Below are 16,159 nucleotides of genomic sequence, written 5' to 3' on the forward strand. Positions count from 1 at the left end.
ATGCCGATCGATCTCAGCGCCATCAAGGCCATTGACGTCCATGTCCACGCCGAGGTGAGCTGCCACGATCCGGAAGACCCGGTGATGGCACAGTTCTTCGACGCGGCCAGCGCCTACTTCAAGGCTCCGCGCGAACGTCCCAAGCTGCCCGAGATCGTCGAGATCTATCGCGAACAGCAGATCGCCTTCTGCCTTTTCACCGTGGATGCGGAATCTGGTCTCGGGGCGAAGCGGGTGTCCAATTACGAGATCGCCGAATTCGCCGCCCGGCACGACGACATCTGCATTCCCTTCGCGTCGATTGATCCGCACAAGGGCAAACTCGGCGCGCGCGAGGCGCGCGATCTCGTGGAGAACCACGGGGTGCGAGGCTTCAAGTTCCACGGCATCGCACAGGACATCAGTCCCAATGACCGCGTGGCCTATCCGATCTATGAGGTGATCAACGCCTACCGGCTGCCGGCGATCTTCCACACCGGCCACTCGGGCATGGGCACCGGAATGCGCGGCGGTGGCGGACTGCGTCTGAAGTACGGGCAGCCGATGCTGGTCGACGACGTGGCGGTCGACTTTCCCGACATGAAGATCATTCTCGCCCATCCGAGCTGGCCTTGGGTCGACGAAAGCCTCTCGATGGCGCTGCACAAGACCAACGTGTTCATTGACCTCAGCGGCTGGAGTCCCCGCTACTTTCCATCCCAGCTGGTGCACTATGCCAATACCCAGCTACGCGGGAAGATGCTGTTCGGTTCGGACTTTCCGCTGATCCATCCGCAGAAATGGCTCGACGCAGCCCGCCAGGTCGGCTTCCGCGACGAGGTGCTGCCGGCGATCATGAAAGACAATGCCGCAGCGCTGCTCGGCCTGACCTGAGCGCTACGGCTGCCGGGCGTGCGGCGTTGCCGCGGCGGCCACGAGGCGATAGGGCGCCGCGACGGGACTCGGGACCCGGAAGATCGAACGGGCGAGGCACGTTGCAGCTATGACATCGGACAAGGTGCTGATCGCCGGAGGCGGATTGGGCGGACTCGCCCTGGCATTGACCCTCCACCAGATCGGGGTCGACTGCATCGTGCTGGAAAGCGTTGGGGAGCTCAAGCCGCTCGGCGTGGGGATCAACCTTCAGCCCAATGCCGTGCGTGAATTGCACGATCTCGGAATCGGCGAGGACGAACTCGACTCGGTGGGCATCGCCGCGCGCGAGTGGGCGCTGGTCGGGCGCAACGGACGCGAAATCTACAGTGAGCCGCGTGGCAAGCTGGCTGGTTATCGCTGGCACCAGTACGCGGTCCATCGCGGCCGCTTCCACCTGCTGCTTTACCGCAAGGTTCTGGAACGGCTTGGCCCCGGTGCGGTGCGCCTCGGCCACAAGGTCACCGGCTACCAAACCGCCGCCGACGGCAGCGTGGCCGCGCTGGTCACCGACGGCGCGGGCACCGCCAGCGTCTGGCCCTGCCGCCTGCTGATCGGGGCCGACGGGATCCATTCCGCGGTGCGGGCGCAGATGCACCCCGACCAGCCGCCGATCAACTGGGGCGGTACGATCATGTGGCGCGGCACGGCGCGCGGCGTGCCGATCCGCACCGGATCTTCTTTCGTCGGGCTCGGCTCGAGCCGTCACCGCGTGGTCCTCTATCCGATCTCGCAACCCGACGCGGACGGCCTGGCCGATATCAACTGGATCGCCGAACAGACCTACGATGCGGACCATGACTGGGCCAAGTCCGGCTGGTTCCGCCCGGTACCGCTGGACGCCTTCGCCCATCTGTTCGACGATTTTGTCTACGATTGGCTTGATCTGCCGGCCCTGCTCGCCGGCTCGGAGGTTGCCTACGAAAACCCGATGATCGACCGCGATCCGCTGCCGACCTGGGTGGACGGCCGGGTTGGCCTGCTCGGCGATGCGGCGCATCCGATGTATCCCACCGGATCGAACGGCGCCTCGCAGGCGATCGTCGATGGCCGCGTACTCGGACGGATCATGTTGACGCACGGGGTTGGACCCGGGGCGCTGGCTGCCTACGACGCCGAGCTGTGCGGGCCGATCGGGCAGGTCGCGCTGCGCAACCGCGGCGCCGGGCCGTTCGGCCTGCTCAACCTCGTCGACGAACGTTGCGGCGGCGAGTTCAGCGATATCGACGCGGTGATCCCTCCGGCCGAGCGGGCCGCCTTCATGCTGGCCTACCAGCAGGCCGCGGGCTTCGCCAAGGACCGGCTCAACGCCGCGCCACCGATCATCCCACAGGACGCCGCCGTGGCCCAGGTCACGGCATGATAGACCTGCCGGTGCCGGCCCTCGTTCCGGCTTTTGACCTGGTGGTCGAGCTCGCCCAGCCGGTCGAGCTGGGGCAGAGCCCGGCGGGGGTGCGGCGGATCATCCCGATCATCGGCGGCACCGCGCATGGCCCGCTGCTCGAGGGGCGGATCCTGCCGATCGGGGCGGACTGGCAGACCGGGCAGACCGGGGGCATCGCCGCGCTCGATGCGCGCTATGCGATCGAGACCACCGACGGCGCGGTGATCGAGGTGGTCAGCCAAGGCATGCGCCACGCCCCGGCCGCTGTGTCCGCGCGGATCGCCGCGGGCGAGGCCGTGCCCCCCGCCGCTGTCTACATGCGCACGTTGATCCGGCTCGAGACCGGCGCACCAGCCTACGACTGGGTCAACCGCGCGCTGTTCCTGGCCGCCGGGGGCAAGAGCGGCAACACGGTCCGGCTCGCGGTCTACCGGATCGACTGAGCCGGTCAGGCAGGCTCGTAGGGCAGGGTGCGCAGGCGCTGCCCGGTCAGGCTGCTGATCGCATTGGCGAGGGCGGCGATCGCCGGCGGCATGGCCGGTTCCCCCAGCCCGGTCGGCGGATTGTCGCTGCGCACCATCGAAATGGCGATCTCGGGCACGACATCGATGCGCGGCAGCGCATAGCCATCGAAGTTGGCCACCTGCACCTGGCCCTGGTCGATCGGCACCTTCAGCCCGGACAGGACATGGCCCATGCCCTCGATCACCGAGCCGCGAATCTGCTGCTCGGCATTGAGCGGGTTGATGATCGTGCTGCCGATGTCGCCGGCCACCCAGACCTTGACCGGGCGGATCCCGCCGTCCTCGCGGCGGCAGTCGGCCACTGCCGCGAAGTAGCCGCGGTGGCTGAAGTAGAACCCGAAGCCGCGGCCCGGCGTGGCGCCGCGCCACTCAGCCTGGCGCATCACCTCGCGGATCACGGTCGCGGCCCGGCCGGTGTCGAATGCAGGACTGCGGCTGCCGGCCGGCGGGGCGATCGATCGTGGCGCGCCCAGCAGGTCCAGCATCAGGTCGGGCAGGGTCTTGCCAGCCGCCGCCGCCACTTCGTCCAGAAATCCCTGGGTTGCGAAGGCCAGCGCATTGGAGCCCGGCGCGCGCAGCCAGCCGAGCGGCACATTCGTTTCCAGCACGGTCACGCCGAGATCGGCGTGGTCGACCAGCTCCGCCGGCACGGTGGCCTCGAGATCTGCGCCGCGGCCCGGCTTGCCATTGGCGCCGAAGGTCACGAGATGGTTCCGGAACGCAACGAGCTTGCCTGCCGCATCCAGCCCGGCTTCGAACTTGTGGAAGCCGGCGGCCCGGAAGAAGTCGAGCTTGAAGTCCTCCTGACGGTCGAACAGCAGCTTGACCGGCCGGCCCGGCAGTTCGCGCGCGATCGCCGCGGTCAGGGCCATGTAGTCGTTCTGCAGGCGGCGGCCGAAACCCCCGCCGGCGCGGGTCAGGTGGATGGTGATGTCGCCCGGAGCAAGACCCAGGGTCTTGGCGATCAGCGCGGCGCCGCCGCCCGGCAGCTGGGTGGGAGCCCACAGCTCGATCTTGCCCTCGGCGAAGCGCGCCGTGCAGTTTTGCGGCTCCAGTGTGGCGTGAGCGGCAAAGGGATAAGTGTAGGTCGCCGTCAGTTGCCGCGCCGAACCGGCCAGCGCCGTGGCTGCATCGCCCCGCGCCAGCACCGGGACCTGCGGCTTGCCGGCATGCGCCGCTTGCGCCGCTGCGGCAAAGGCCGCATCGGAATGGCGCTCGCGGCCCTCGTTGTCCCAGGTGGCCAGCAGCACCTTGCGCGCCTCGCTCGCCGTCCACCAGCTTTCGGCCACCACGGCAAGGGCATCGATCGGCGCATCGGCCTCGCCGATCCGGCGCAGCGGGATCACCTTGAGGACACCGGGGAGGGCCAGCGCCGGTGCGGCATCGAAGCTGCGCAGCACGGCGCCGCGCACCGGCGGGGTGAGCAGCGCGGCATGGACCATCCCGGGCAGCCGGGTGTCGATCCCGAACAGCGGCTCGCCCCTGACGATCGCCGGGGTATCGACCCCGCGCTGCGGCTGACCGATGATCGAGTAGCGGGCCGGGTCCTTCAGCGTCAGCGTCGCCATGGCGGGAACGGCCTGGCGGCTGGCGGCGGCGGCGAAGGCAGCATAGGGAGCGCGGCGGCCGCTGGCGGCATGGCTGACCTCGCCCGCAGCGGTGGTCAGCTGCGCCGCGGGCACACCCCACTGTTCGGCTGCGGCGGCGACGATCATGGCCCGCGCCGCGGCTCCGGCCTGCCGCATCGGCAACCAGTTGGTGGGCGTTGCCGTGCTGCCGCCGGCGACCTGCGGACCATAGCGCGCCGGATCGACCAGCGCCTGCTCGATCCGCACCGCGCTCCAGGCCACGTCGAGCTCCTCGGCGATCAGCATCGGCAGCATTGTCTTGACGCCCTGGCCGATCTCCGGGTTCTTGGCGATGATGGTCACGCTGTTATCCGGGTTGAGCCGGACGAAGGCGCCCAGCGCGGGGCCGGCGGCCGGGCCGGTGGCGGCGGTCGCCAGCTCGATGTCGAAAGCCAGCGCCCCGCCCGCGGCAAGCAGGGCCTTCAGCACAAAGCGGCGGTCGGTCTCAGCCGGCATGTCCGGTCTCCCCGTCCCGGGCGGCGCGGCGGGTTCCCCCGGCGGCCGCCTGGTGGATCGCGGCGCGGATGCGGTGGTAGGTGCCGCAGCGGCAGAGGTTGCCGCTCATCGCCGCATCGATCGCGGCATCGTCGGGCCTTGGATTGGCGGCAAGCAACGAGGCCGCGCTCATGATCTGACCGGCCTGGCAATAGCCGCACTGCGGCACGTCCAGATCGACCCAGGCGGCGCGCAGGCGTTGCCCCACAGCGGTAGCGCCGACTCCCTCGATCGTGGTCACCTTGGCCTTGCCCACCGCGCTCAACGGGGTCGAGCAGGAGCGCACCGCCTCGCCGTCGAGCAGCACGGTGCAGGCGCCGCACAGCCCCTGGCCGCAGCCGAACTTCGGCCCGCTGAGCGCCAGCTCCTCGCGCAGGACCCAGAGCAGCGGCTTGTCGCCGGGCGCCTCGACCGTTCGGGCTTTGCCATTGACCGTGAGTGCGAACTTCATGGGATCCTTCCGTCGCGGGCGGGCATCTTGGCGCTCCGCTATCAACATGTTAGCCTGCGGCCTTCGCGGGGTGAACCCGCTTTCGCAGCCCCTGTCCGACAAGGCACGGCTCAGCCGATCGCCCAGCCCGCCGCGTCATCGGGGGTGAAAGTCCGTGGGGGCAGACCGGCGTCACGCCCGATCCGGGCAAGGTAGTCGACCACAGCCGCGGCGCGCGGGCCGGCGGGAGTCGGGCGCCCGGGGGGCTCGAACCACAGCGGGATCAGCCCGGCCACCACCGCGCCATCGGCAGCGATCCGCAGGCGCCCGATCAGGCCGTACCGCGCATCGGGGTGGAACGGCGCCAGCGGATAGTCGGGCAGCGGCTCGAAGCCGAACAGCACCTTGCGACGCGCGGCCCATTCGGCCCTCGCTGGATGGTCCTGCGCCGGGGTCAGGGCATGGGTGACGACGCAGCCGTTGCCGAGACCGTGGAAGATCGGCTTGCCGCGATAGAGTTCGATCCCGCGGGCGATGTGGGCATGGTGTCCGGCTACCGCGTCAGCCCCGGCATCGATCGCCGCCTGGGCGATCGGGCGTTCGTAGGGGGCCAGTTCGGCAACGCGGTGAGTGATGCCCTTGTGCAGGGCAACGATCACGATGTCCGCCCGGGCCCGCGCCGCGGCGATGTCGTCCTGCATCGCCGCGAGCGAATCCGGGTCGATCACGCGCAAGCGCGCCTGCGGTCGGCTGGGCCCGCCATCCTCGGCACGCACCGCGACATAGGCACAGCCGGGGCGCGCCGACCCGGCCCAGCACAGCTCCGGGCCGACGCAGTTGTAGCTGAGCAGCGCGACGCGGCGTCCGGCCCAGTCGAGCAAGGCCGGCGCGCGGGCACTGGCCAGATCGGGCCCGGCCCCGGCATGGGCAATGCCCTGGGCGGTCAGCCCGGCCATCGTGTCGGCCAGCCCGGTCGCGCCGCAGTCCATCATGTGGTTGCCGGCCAGCGAGACCGCGCCGATCCCGGCCCTGGCCAGTGTGGCGAGATGCGCCGGATCGGCCCCCGGGGCGGGCACGTCGCCGGCCAGTTCCTCGGTGCTGGTGGTGTGCGGCACCTCGAGATGGCCGATCACCAGCCCCGCGGCGCGGGTCAGCGGCGCGATCCCGCCCAGCCAGTGATCGGGGTCGGGCACGTCAAGGATCAGGTCGCCCAGCAGCAGCAGGTCGCTCATGGCGACGGCTCCGCGTCCAGCGCCGCGATCTCTGCGGCCGACAGGCCAAGCTCGGCCAGCACTGACCCGGTATGTTCGCCCAGCGCCGGCACCCGCAGCGGCTCGGCTGGCGGCGTGGCGGCGAAGCCCGGGCCGAGCACCGTCAACGGATCTTCGTGCCCCGGCAGGTCGGCAGGCTGCACCAGTCCGCGCGCGGCGACATGGGGATGGCTGAGCGCCTCGCCGATATCGCGGATTCGCGCCGCGGGGACCCCGGCGGCGGTGAGCCGCAGCTCGAGTTCGGCCGCATTGCGGGTCAGCAGGTGCGTAGTCAGCCAGGCCTTCAGCTCGCCATAATGCGCGACCCGGTCCGCGTGGGTGGCGAAGCGTGGATCGCTGCCCAGCTCGGGGTGGCCCAGCTCGCGGAACAGGGCCTCGATCTGGTGCTGCATGTTCGCGCCCAGCGCGATCCAGCCATCGGCGGTGGCATAGTACTCGGCGGTGGCCACCAGGCGGAACCCGCGGTTGCCGGTGCCCTTGGGCGCGACCCCGGTGTAGGACCACATCGCCGCCGCCGTGCCCATGATCTTGAGTGCGGCGTCGAGCATGGCGATGTCAATGTGCTGGCCGGTCCCGCCCGCGTCGCGTTCGCGCAGGGCCGCCAGCACCCCGATCACCCCGAGATAGCCGGTGAAGCTGTCGACCACGGGCAGTCCGATCTTGAACGGGCGCTCGTCGAACCCGTTCATCATCGCCATGCCCGAGACGGCCTGGGCGATATGGTCGTAGGCGCCCCAGTCGCGCAGCGGGCCGTGTTGCCCGAACCCGCTGAGCGATACCATCACCAGCCGCGGATTGACCGCGTGGAGCGCGGACCAGCCCAATCCGAGCCGGTCGATCACCCCGGGGCGGAAGTTCTCGGCCACGATGTCGGCGCGCGCGGCGAGGCGCAGGGCCACGGCGCGGCCGGCGGCAGTCTTGAGATCGAGCACGACCGAGCGCTTGCCGGCGTTGAGCGCGGCGAAGGGCACGCTCATCCCCGGGGCGCCGGCGTGCTCGGTATAGTGGCGGAAGGCATCGCCGTTGCCCGGCGGTTCGATCTTGATCACCTCGGCCCCCAGCTGGAGCAGCATCTGGGTGCAGGTCGATCCGGCGATGGCGTGGGTGAAGTCGAGCACCCGCAGCCCGGCGAGCGGGCTCATGCTCCGCGCTCCGCCGAGAAGGCGCCGCGCGCTTCGAGCTCGGCCGGGTCGAACCCCAGTGCGGCAAGCAGCGCGGCATTGTCCGCCCCCGCCGGCCCGGCCGGGCGCGGCGGCACCGGCCTGGTCGCGCTGAAGCCGAAGGGCAGGGACAGCTGGCGCACCGGCACCGCATCGTCGGGCAGGGCGACCGCCTCGACCCGGCCGCGCGCGGCGTGGTGAGGGTGGCTCAGGCCTTCCTCGGGGCTGTAGACCGGCATGGCCTGGCTGCCGGCAGCAGCCAGCAGCTCGGCCCAGGCGTCACGCGGGCGGGTGGCCAGGATCGCGGCAATCTCGGCCTGGAGCGCCGGGTGTCCGCCCAGATCGTGCTGCCGCGAGGTCAGATCAGGGCGGCCGATCGCGCTGCAGAACCGCGCCCACGAGGCCGGCTCCATGTCGGTGGTGCACAGATAGCCGCCATCGGCACAGCGCCAGACCCCGCCCTTGGGGTGCCAGGTCCCGAGCGCCGCCAGGTCGTCGAGATTGTCGTGGCGGCCCAGCGAGACGAGCTGCAGTTGCAGCGCGGCGTCGGACATGGCGACATCGACATGCTCGCCCGTGCCGCGCCGGGTGCGCGCCTGGAGCGCCAGCAGCAGCGCGATGGTCGCGCTCATTCCGGTCAGGGTGTCAGCCACCTGCAGGCCGGGCAGCGCAGGTTCGGGGTGGCCGCCCAGCCGTCCCAGCGCGCCGGCGAGAGCGAGGGCGAGGGGATCGTGCCCGGCGCGCTCGGCCAGCGGGCCGGTTTGGCCGGCGAAGCTCACCGAGAGGTAGACCAGCCGGGGGTTGAGCGCCTGCATCGCGGCATGGCCATAGCCCATCGCGGCCATCACCCCGGGGCGGTAGTCCTCGATCAGCACGTCGGCCCCGGCGATCAGGCGGTGCAGCACCTCGCGGCCGGCCGCGGTGCCGGGATTGATCCGCAGGCTGCGCTTGTTGCGGGCATAGGTGGGCCGCGCCCGGCGCCGCGCCGCGGCGCGCGGATCGTCCTCCGCCCCGAACAGGGCTTCCGCCTTGGCCAGTTCGCGCGGGTGCTCGACGCGGATCACCTCCGCGCCCATCTCGGCCGCGACCCAGCCAGCATAGGCGGCGGGGAGGAACCGCGAGAAGTCCACCACCCGCAGGCCGGACAGGGCAGAAGGATCAGCCGCCACAGCGCCGCGCCGCCCGCTCCCGCGCCGGTCCCTCGATAAAGGCGGTGATCGCCGCCTCGATCGCGGCGGCGTCCTCGTCCTCGCGGTTGAAGTTGTCCGCAGTCAGCTCGAGCACCGGAATCCCCGCCGCGCGCAGGGCGCGGACCACGAACGGATCGGCGTCCTGCAGCGCCACTGCGGCATCGATCTGATGCGTCCTGGCCTCGTGCACGTGCCAGGGACCGGCCCAGGTCGGCATGCGCAGCTCATCGCCCATGCAGACGATCCGGCTGGCCAGTGCGCGCAGCGGGTCCTGCCCGCGCGACAGGTCGCGGATATAGCCGTCGGCGGCCAGCGCCAGATACATCGACCAGACGAATACGGCGCCATGGCTGTCCTCCCACTTCTGGTAGAAGCCCATCTCGCTCCACAGCCCGCGGCCGACCCACATCAGGCGGATCCGCTCGGCCGGACAGGCGCCCAGCCCGGCCTCGGCGCGGGCGCAGACCTCTTCGTAGAAGGCCTTGGCGGCATCGCGCGCCCAGACCGTGCCGCGGTGCCACTGCGGGACCATCGTCGCGGGCATGGAATCGACCACCCCGATCGGCGCCGGGACGGTGCGGGCGACGAGGTCGCGGGTCTTGCGGTAGTAGTCCTCCTGCTCGTTCACCAGGGCCATGACCTCGGCCAGCCGGGCGGGATCGAAGCGGCGGCCCGTGCGCGATTCGATCCGGGTGATCACCTCGCGCATCTCGGTCACCAGCAGGTCGATGCGCGCGGACTCGACCGCGGTCTCCCAGTGGTCAGGCAGCTGCTGCCACCAGTCGACGTAGAGGTCGGGGCGGGGATCGATCGTGCGCTCGTAGATGAAGCAGTCGGCCCCGCTGGCCTCGCCCCACTCGGTGAACAGCTTGAGCGTCGGGTCGGACGAGGCGACGGCATGGACGAAGTCGGGCCGCGGCAGGCCACCCCACGGGGCCAGGTCGGCCACGTCGTCGAACAGCGCGGCCAGGCCCTGGGCCGAATAGGCCTCGACATCGGCGGGCAGGTCATGCGCGCGGAGCAGGTCCTGATAGCGCCGCGACTGCTGCTTGGCGGCGACGATCGAGGCCCACCACTGGTTGACCACGAAGGGCACGTCGAGTGCGCGCAGGATTTCCTGCGGGGCATTGGCATTGACCACGGCAAAGGGCGCCCCAGCGGCGACGGCCTCGCGCACCGAGGCGAACCAGTCGCGCTGCCACGCGTTGACGTCGGCGGTCGAGCGCAGGACCTTGCGGCTGCGCGCCGGTGCAGGACGCGGTGAGGCCGGCGGTTTGGGCGCCGGGCTGGCGGCGGCGACAGGCGCGCCCGGCCCGGGTCCGAGCGCCGCAGCGAGGGCCGCGGCAAAGCCCGCGTCGGGGGCGCTCGCGCAGCGCATTGCGGCGAAGGCGCAGTCGGCCGGCAGGGCGCGGCGGATCGCGGCGACGTCCCACGGCGCCGCCTCGTCGCCGTCGATCGCCAGGTGCAGGACCAGCGCGGGGCGGAGCTGCGCGGCCGCCACGGCGACCTGGGCGGCGGTGGCAGCCGGGGCGGTGACGCGCGCCGGAGCGGCGAGCCGCGTGAGGCCCCACCCGTGCACCTCGCCGACGATGGTGCAGCCCGCCGCCTCGATCGCGCGGTAAAGCCGGTCATCCTCGTGCGCGGTGCCGCAGACCAGCACGGGGGTGCCGGAGGGGCGCGCGGGCAGGTCGGCGGCGAGCAAGGCGGTCAGCGCGCCCTCGGCCTCGGCGGCGGGCAGCACCGCGCAGGCCCCGGCGATGACCAGCGCGTCGCACCCGCTGATCCGCCCGGCCCGGCGCAGGCCGTCGATGCGGCCGAGCAGCGGCGCCAGCGCGGGCGCCGGTCCGGTGTGGTCCGCGCTGGCCGGGCCGCCGAGCCCGGCCAGCCAGGCGTCGAGCTCGTCAAGCCGCACGGCGGTGTAGGCGCGCGAGGCGGGGCGATCGAGGTGCAGCCGGTCGAGGAAATGGACATGGCGCGGGACGCCTTCGCCCAGCCGGCCCAATTCGCGCAGGGCGGCAAAGATCTGGGGCTGATCGCCATCGGCCTGGGTGATCAGCACCGGCACATCGGGATGGTCGAGGGTCAGCAGCGTCTCGAGCAGCCGTCGCCCGCGCGGGCCGAGCTCGGCCGCGCCCATCACGGCATCGGCGCGCGGCGTCGCAGGCAGGGGCGGGGCGACCAGGCGGATCGGCTGGAAGCCTGCGGCGATCAGCCGCTCGCGCGGGGCATCGACCCCGAGCGTGCGCAGCGGCCGCCGCCCGGCGGCCAGGGCCCGCGCCACCTCGGCCGCCGGATCGGCATAGGCGCGGCGGAACGGCTCGAGCATCAGATCGCCCCGGCGGCCTTCAGCGCGGCGATCTGGTCCTCGTCATAGCCAAGGTAGTCGCGCAGGATCGGCTGGTTGTGCTCACCGATCCGCACCGGCAGGGCATCGTCGAAGCCGGTGGTCGCGCCGGAAAACTGGATCGGCACCCCGGCGGTCCGCAGATCGATGTTCGAGCGGTAGCTGGGGTGCTTGACCGCCATGGTCTCCTGCCGCGCCACCACCCGTGGGTCGACCAGCGCGTCTTCCGGGTGGCGCACAGGTGCGGCGGGCACCCCCTGCGCCTCGAGCGCGCGCAGCACTTCGACCATTGGCAGGGCGCTCGACCAGGCGTTGATCCGCGCCTCGAGCTCGGTGGCATTCGCCACGCGCATGTCGCGGCTGCAGAAGCGCGGGTCCTCGGCCAGCTCGGGTTGGCCCATGGCTGCGAACAGCCCGCGTGCCAGCGGCTCGTGCACGGCGACCACCGCGACATAGCCGTCGGCGCAGGCGAACACCCCGAACGGCGAGAGCCGCTGCACGGTCAGCCCGGTGCGGGCCGGCATGCCCGCCGCGGCCATGGCCGACCAGTTCTCGATCGCCACGAACGAGGTGAGGGCGCCGAGCATCGAAACGTCGACATGCTGGCCAACCCCGGTGCTGTGGCGTTGCTCGATGGCGGCGAGGATACCGATGACGGTGAACACCGGGGCCAGCATGTCGGCGATCGGGATGCCGATGCGGACCGGGGGCTGGCCGGGTTCGCCGCTGGTGAACATGGCGCCGGACAGGGCCTGGATGATCACGTCCATCGCCTTGCCGTCGCGGTCGGTCGCGCCGAACCCGGAGAGCGAGGCGAAGACCAGGCGCGGATTGACCGCACGGCATGCGTGGTAACCGATACCCAACCGGTCGGCGGTACCCGCGGTGAAGTTCTCGACCACGACATCGGCCTTGCGGACGAGGTCGAAGTATACCCCCTTGCCCGCATCGCTCTTGAGGTCGAGCGAGATGCCGTACTTGCCGCGCGCGCGGGTGAGGTGCGAAATCGAGATGTCGTCCTCGTGGCGGCGCTCGACGATCACCCCCTCGCGTCCGACATAGGGGCTGTTCTCGCGCGCGAGATCCCCGCCCTTCGGTTCCTCGACCTTGATCACCTTGGCGCCAAGGCCGGCGAGCAGCATCGTCGCATAGGGCCCGGCCAGCGCGCGGGTCAAGTCGATCACGGTCAGGCCTTCGAGCGGGCGGTGGGTGAGGTCGCTGCCGTTGCTCATCGGGGGGTGCTCATCGGGTTAACTCCGGAAGATGGGCGCGCGCAGGCGATCGCGCCGGCGGCGATGAGGCGCTGGGCCTCGCGGAACACGGGCAGGCCATCCAGTCCGACATCGGCAAGGCGGCGTGCCTGGTCGATCGCGAACCGGTTGTAGAGCGCGTCGAGCTTGGCCTGTTCCGGCGCGGGGAAGGGGATCATCTCGACGCCGTGGCCGGCGGCATAGGCGATCCCGGCATGTTCGGCCTTGAGCACCTCGTCGGCAAGGGCGGCCTCCCAGATCCGGCGCGAATCCCGCAGCAGCGTCTGGAGATCGGGGGGCAGCCGCCGCCACGCCTGGTCCGACATGGCCCGCGCCGGATAGGCCCCGCGGCTGAAGCGCAGGCTGGTGAAATGGTGCGCCACCTCGGCGAAATGCAGGCTCTTGATCGTATCGGCCGGCGCGACCACGCCATCGATCACGCCCTTGGCCAGGGCCGAATAGACCTCGCCCATTGGCATGTTGACCGGATCCGCGCCCAGTGCGCGCAGCACGTCGATCGCATCGCTCTGCGCGCGCAGGCGCAGGCCCTTGAGGTCGGCCAGGCTGTGCACCGGCCGGTTGCGCGTCAACACACCAGGGAAATTGCCGCCCTGCGCGGCCAGCACGTGCAGGCCCTTGAGTTCGTCGCCGAAGGCGGGGAAGCGCTGGTCAAGGCAGTCATAGACCGCGACCTGATCCTCGATCGTCCGGATTCCGCCGTAGAAGCCCGACTGCGCGCGCAGCATGTGCGCGCCGCCGCGGGTGTAGATCGGGGTGATCAGGCCGATGTCGGCGAGGCCGTGGCGGATCTCCATCATCGACATGTCCGACGAGAGCAGCGCGCCCGACCAGTAGGGCTTGATCCGGATGCGCCCGCCGCTGGCCCGCTCGACGTGTTTCATCCACGTGATGTCGGCCTTGGAGAAGGGGTGGGTCGGCGGATAGGGGCTGGCGTAGGTCAGGAGGTGCGGGGCGTCGGGGGCAGGGCGACTGCAGGCGGACAGGACCAGGCCCAGCAGCAGGGCGAGCAGCAGCGAAGGGAGGATGCGCATCGGGGTCATCCCGCCACCAGCCCGGGCAGCCACAGCGCCAGCGCGGGGACCGCGATGATCGCGGCGAGGTGAAGGAAGTCGGCGACGAGGAACGGGATCACCCCGCGGAAGATCGTGCCGAGCGACAGGTCCCGGGCGAGGCCCTGGATCACGTAGATATTGAGCCCGAGGGGCGGGTGGACGAAGCCGATCTCCATCGTGCGGACCAGGAAGATGCCGAACCAGATCGGGCTGTAGCCGAGCTGCTCGGCGATCGGCAGGAAGATCGGGGTGGTCAGCAGCATCAGCGCCACGCCGTCCAGGAACGAGCCCAGCAGCAGCAGGATCAGCGTCATCGCGATGATCGCCACCACCGGGCTGGCGTGCAGATCGCTGACTGCGCCGGACAGGGCCTCGGTGATCTCGCTGGCCGAGATGAAGTTGGCGAACAGCAGCGCGCCGATGATCACCACGTAGATCATCCCCGCGGTGCGCAGCGTGGCACGCAGGGCTCCGGCTACCGCGGCGCGGGTGAAGCCGCCGCGCACCGCGAGCAGGAGCAGTGCTCCGACCACGCCGACCGAGGCGGCCTCGGTGGGGGTGAACCAGCCGATCATCAGGCCGCCGATCACGAACAGCATCAGCGCGAAGATATCGGCCACCTGGCGCAGCGCGGGCAGGCGGTCGCGCCACGGCACGCGGACCGTGGCCGGACCCAGCTCGGGCCGCCACAGGCACAGCAGGGCGATCGTGGCCATGTAGGAGAGAGCCTGGGTCGCCCCCGGGACGATCGCGGCGGCGAACAGCTTGCCGATCGACTGTTCGGCGATGATCCCGAAGACGATCAGCGCCCCCGAGGGCGGGATCAGCGAGCCCAGGGTGCCGCCGGCGGCAAGAGCGCCCGCGGCGAAGCCCGGATGATAGCCGGCGCGGCGCATTTCGGGCAGGGCAACCGAGCTGATCGTCGAGACCGTGGCGAGGCTCGAGCCGCTGATCGCGCCGAACCCGGCGCATCCGCCGATCGAGGCGAGCGCCAGCCCGCCGCGGCGGTGGCCGAGGAACTTGGCAGCCACATCGAAGAAATCGCGGCTGGCACCGGCGGCGAAGCACAGATGGGCCATCAGCAGGAACAGCGGCAGGACTCCCAGCTCGTACTTGGAGATCACCTCGAACGAGACCACCCCGGCCTTGATCACGGCAGCCTCGGGCGCGATCATCACGGCCAGGCCGCCGATCCCGACGAGCATCAGCCCGACCCCGATCGGCACTCCGCTGGCCAGGAGCAGCAGCAGCATGGCGATGCCCAGCGCGCCGATGAGTTCGGGCGCCATCAGCGGGTCTCGCCAGTCGGTCGGGCCAGCGCCCGTCGCAGGAAGGTCAGCGCGATCAGCCCGGCAAAGCCGATCCACAGCACGCGCAGCCAGCGAATCGGCAGGTGGAGCAATTCGGTCCGTTCGAACCCTGACCACAGCTCGGCCGTGACCCAGGCCGCGCCGACCGCGACGACCAGGAACACTGCGGCGCTGAGCAGCGCAGCTATCCGTGCCAGCCGGGCCGCCACCCGGCGGGGCAGGCGCTCGGTGACCATGTGGACCGAGGCATGCTCGCCCTGCAGCGTGGCGATCAGCATGGCCGATCCGGCCAGCAGAACCGCCGCGGCCTGGACCAGCTCGATCGAGCCGAGCAGGTGGAAGCCGGCGTGCCGCCCGGCGACGGCGATCGCATCGGCCGCGGTCGCGCCCAGCAGGCCACAGCCGCCGAGGGCATAGACCAGCCGCAGCGCCGGGCCCGCCTCGCGTGCCGCGGCGCCGGGCCCGCGTTCCGCGGACGGCGCGTGATCGGGTTCGGTCCGTTCCATGCCTCTCCTGCTCCGCGGTCGTCCCAGTTGACAGCCCCCAGGGCCGCGCCTCTAATGGGGCACCATCTGCGACAGTAGATTATTTCAACTATTTTTCTTGTCAATCATCTGCAGGCATCGACATGGCGAGCACTTCCACCCCCCAGCCGCGTGGCCCCGAGCCTGAGCGCTCCGAGGTTGCGCTGGGCCGCCTCGGCGACTTCGTCGGGTTCCGCCTGCGGCGTGTCCAGAACCAGCTGTCGCGCAAGTTCGCGGCGGCCAACGCCGATCTCGGCCTGCGTTCCGGCCTGTTTTCCTCTCTCGCCATCGTGGCGGCCAATCCCGGCATATCGCAGAGCGAACTCTCCGGTGCAGTCGGTCTGGACAAGTCGGTGACAGTCACGATCATCGACGAGCTCGAGAAGTATGGCTGGGCCGAGCGGCGACGTTCGGCCGAGGACCGGCGGCGGCACGCGCTCTATGTCACGCCCGAAGGCGATCGCCAGCTTGATCGGCTGTTCGCCCGCATGGAGGAGGTGGAGGGCGCCGTGCTCCACCAGCTCAGCGATGCCGAGCACCAGATGCTGAATGACGTGCTCGACCGGATGTACGATGCGGTGGTGCGCGAACTTTGAGGCTACCAACAGTGCCGAAAAACGATAGTTGACTTTGTCCACTAATCTCCGATTAATGAGCAAGAACC

The 16,159-nt window shown here is 70.9% G+C and carries 14 protein-coding genes; 4 read left to right on the forward strand and 10 right to left on the reverse strand.

The features are described 5' to 3' along the window. The 3 genes from H7F53_RS00195 (at nt 1) to H7F53_RS00205 (ending at nt 2,739) form a co-directional block, all read left to right on the forward strand. Entirely contained in the window at nt 1–873 is an 873-nt protein-coding gene (locus H7F53_RS00195) for an amidohydrolase family protein (protein WP_185677456.1), read from the forward strand. 109 nt (nt 874–982) lie between these two features. Beyond that, the gene (locus tag H7F53_RS00200; protein WP_185677457.1) at nt 983–2,275 is read left to right on the forward strand and encodes a flavin-dependent oxidoreductase; all 1,293 of its coding nucleotides are present in this window, start codon (nt 983–985) and stop codon (nt 2,273–2,275) included. Then, entirely contained in the window at nt 2,272–2,739 is a 468-nt protein-coding gene (locus H7F53_RS00205) for a DUF3237 domain-containing protein (protein WP_185677458.1), read from the forward strand. Before H7F53_RS00200 ends, H7F53_RS00205 begins: the two co-directional genes overlap by 4 nt. 5 nt (nt 2,740–2,744) lie before the next feature. Here H7F53_RS00205 and H7F53_RS00210 read toward each other — a convergent pair whose 3' ends face one another. The 10 genes from H7F53_RS00210 to H7F53_RS00255 all read right to left on the reverse strand — a co-directional run bounded on the left by H7F53_RS00210 (nt 2,745) and on the right by H7F53_RS00255 (nt 15,477). Beyond that, nucleotides 2,745–4,904, reverse strand: a complete 2,160-nt coding sequence (locus tag H7F53_RS00210) for a xanthine dehydrogenase family protein molybdopterin-binding subunit (RefSeq protein ID WP_185677459.1) — start codon at nt 4,902–4,904, stop codon at nt 2,745–2,747. Beyond that, the gene (locus H7F53_RS00215; protein ID WP_185677460.1) at nt 4,894–5,394 is read right to left on the reverse strand and encodes a (2Fe-2S)-binding protein; all 501 of its coding nucleotides are present in this window, start codon (nt 5,392–5,394) and stop codon (nt 4,894–4,896) included. Before H7F53_RS00215 ends, H7F53_RS00210 begins: the two co-directional genes overlap by 11 nt. A gap of 110 nt (nt 5,395–5,504) precedes the next feature. After that, complete coding sequence (locus tag H7F53_RS00220; RefSeq protein WP_185677461.1) at nt 5,505–6,605, reverse strand: CapA family protein; 1,101 nt, start codon at nt 6,603–6,605, stop codon at nt 5,505–5,507. Further along, nucleotides 6,602–7,786, reverse strand: a complete 1,185-nt coding sequence (locus H7F53_RS00225) for a CaiB/BaiF CoA transferase family protein (RefSeq protein WP_185677462.1) — start codon at nt 7,784–7,786, stop codon at nt 6,602–6,604. The genes H7F53_RS00220 and H7F53_RS00225 overlap by 4 nt, the downstream gene beginning before the upstream one ends. Continuing rightward, the gene (locus tag H7F53_RS00230; RefSeq protein WP_185677463.1) at nt 7,783–8,973 is read right to left on the reverse strand and encodes a CoA transferase; all 1,191 of its coding nucleotides are present in this window, start codon (nt 8,971–8,973) and stop codon (nt 7,783–7,785) included. The genes H7F53_RS00225 and H7F53_RS00230 overlap by 4 nt, the downstream gene beginning before the upstream one ends. Continuing rightward, nucleotides 8,963–11,320 (reverse strand): 2-hydroxyacyl-CoA dehydratase family protein, encoded by a 2,358-nt coding sequence (locus tag H7F53_RS00235; protein ID WP_185677464.1) that lies wholly within the window; start codon nt 11,318–11,320, stop codon nt 8,963–8,965. Before H7F53_RS00235 ends, H7F53_RS00230 begins: the two co-directional genes overlap by 11 nt. Continuing rightward, nucleotides 11,320–12,570, reverse strand: a complete 1,251-nt coding sequence (locus tag H7F53_RS00240; RefSeq protein WP_185677465.1) for a CaiB/BaiF CoA transferase family protein — start codon at nt 12,568–12,570, stop codon at nt 11,320–11,322. Before H7F53_RS00240 ends, H7F53_RS00235 begins: the two co-directional genes overlap by 1 nt. Further along, nucleotides 12,567–13,649 (reverse strand): TRAP transporter substrate-binding protein DctP, encoded by a 1,083-nt coding sequence (gene dctP, locus H7F53_RS00245; RefSeq protein WP_246438363.1) that lies wholly within the window; start codon nt 13,647–13,649, stop codon nt 12,567–12,569. Before dctP ends, H7F53_RS00240 begins: the two co-directional genes overlap by 4 nt. Then, complete coding sequence (locus H7F53_RS00250) at nt 13,646–14,950, reverse strand: TRAP transporter large permease (RefSeq protein WP_246438364.1); 1,305 nt, start codon at nt 14,948–14,950, stop codon at nt 13,646–13,648. The genes dctP and H7F53_RS00250 overlap by 4 nt, the downstream gene beginning before the upstream one ends. Continuing rightward, a complete protein-coding gene (locus H7F53_RS00255) occupies nt 14,950–15,477 on the reverse strand; it encodes a TRAP transporter small permease subunit (protein ID WP_185677466.1) in 528 nt (175 codons plus the stop codon). The genes H7F53_RS00250 and H7F53_RS00255 overlap by 1 nt, the downstream gene beginning before the upstream one ends. Before the next feature lie 122 nt (nt 15,478–15,599). Between H7F53_RS00255 and H7F53_RS00260 the strand changes: the two genes are divergently transcribed. Further along, nucleotides 15,600–16,091 carry a MarR family winged helix-turn-helix transcriptional regulator gene (locus tag H7F53_RS00260; RefSeq protein WP_185677467.1) on the forward strand — a complete coding sequence of 164 codons (492 nt, stop codon included), beginning with the start codon at nt 15,600–15,602 and terminating at the stop codon, nt 16,089–16,091. The last annotated feature ends 68 nt before the right edge of the window (nt 16,092–16,159 follow it).

It is taken from the genome of Novosphingobium piscinae, assembly GCF_014230355.1.
GTDB lineage: Bacteria > Pseudomonadota > Alphaproteobacteria > Sphingomonadales > Sphingomonadaceae > Novosphingobium > Novosphingobium piscinae.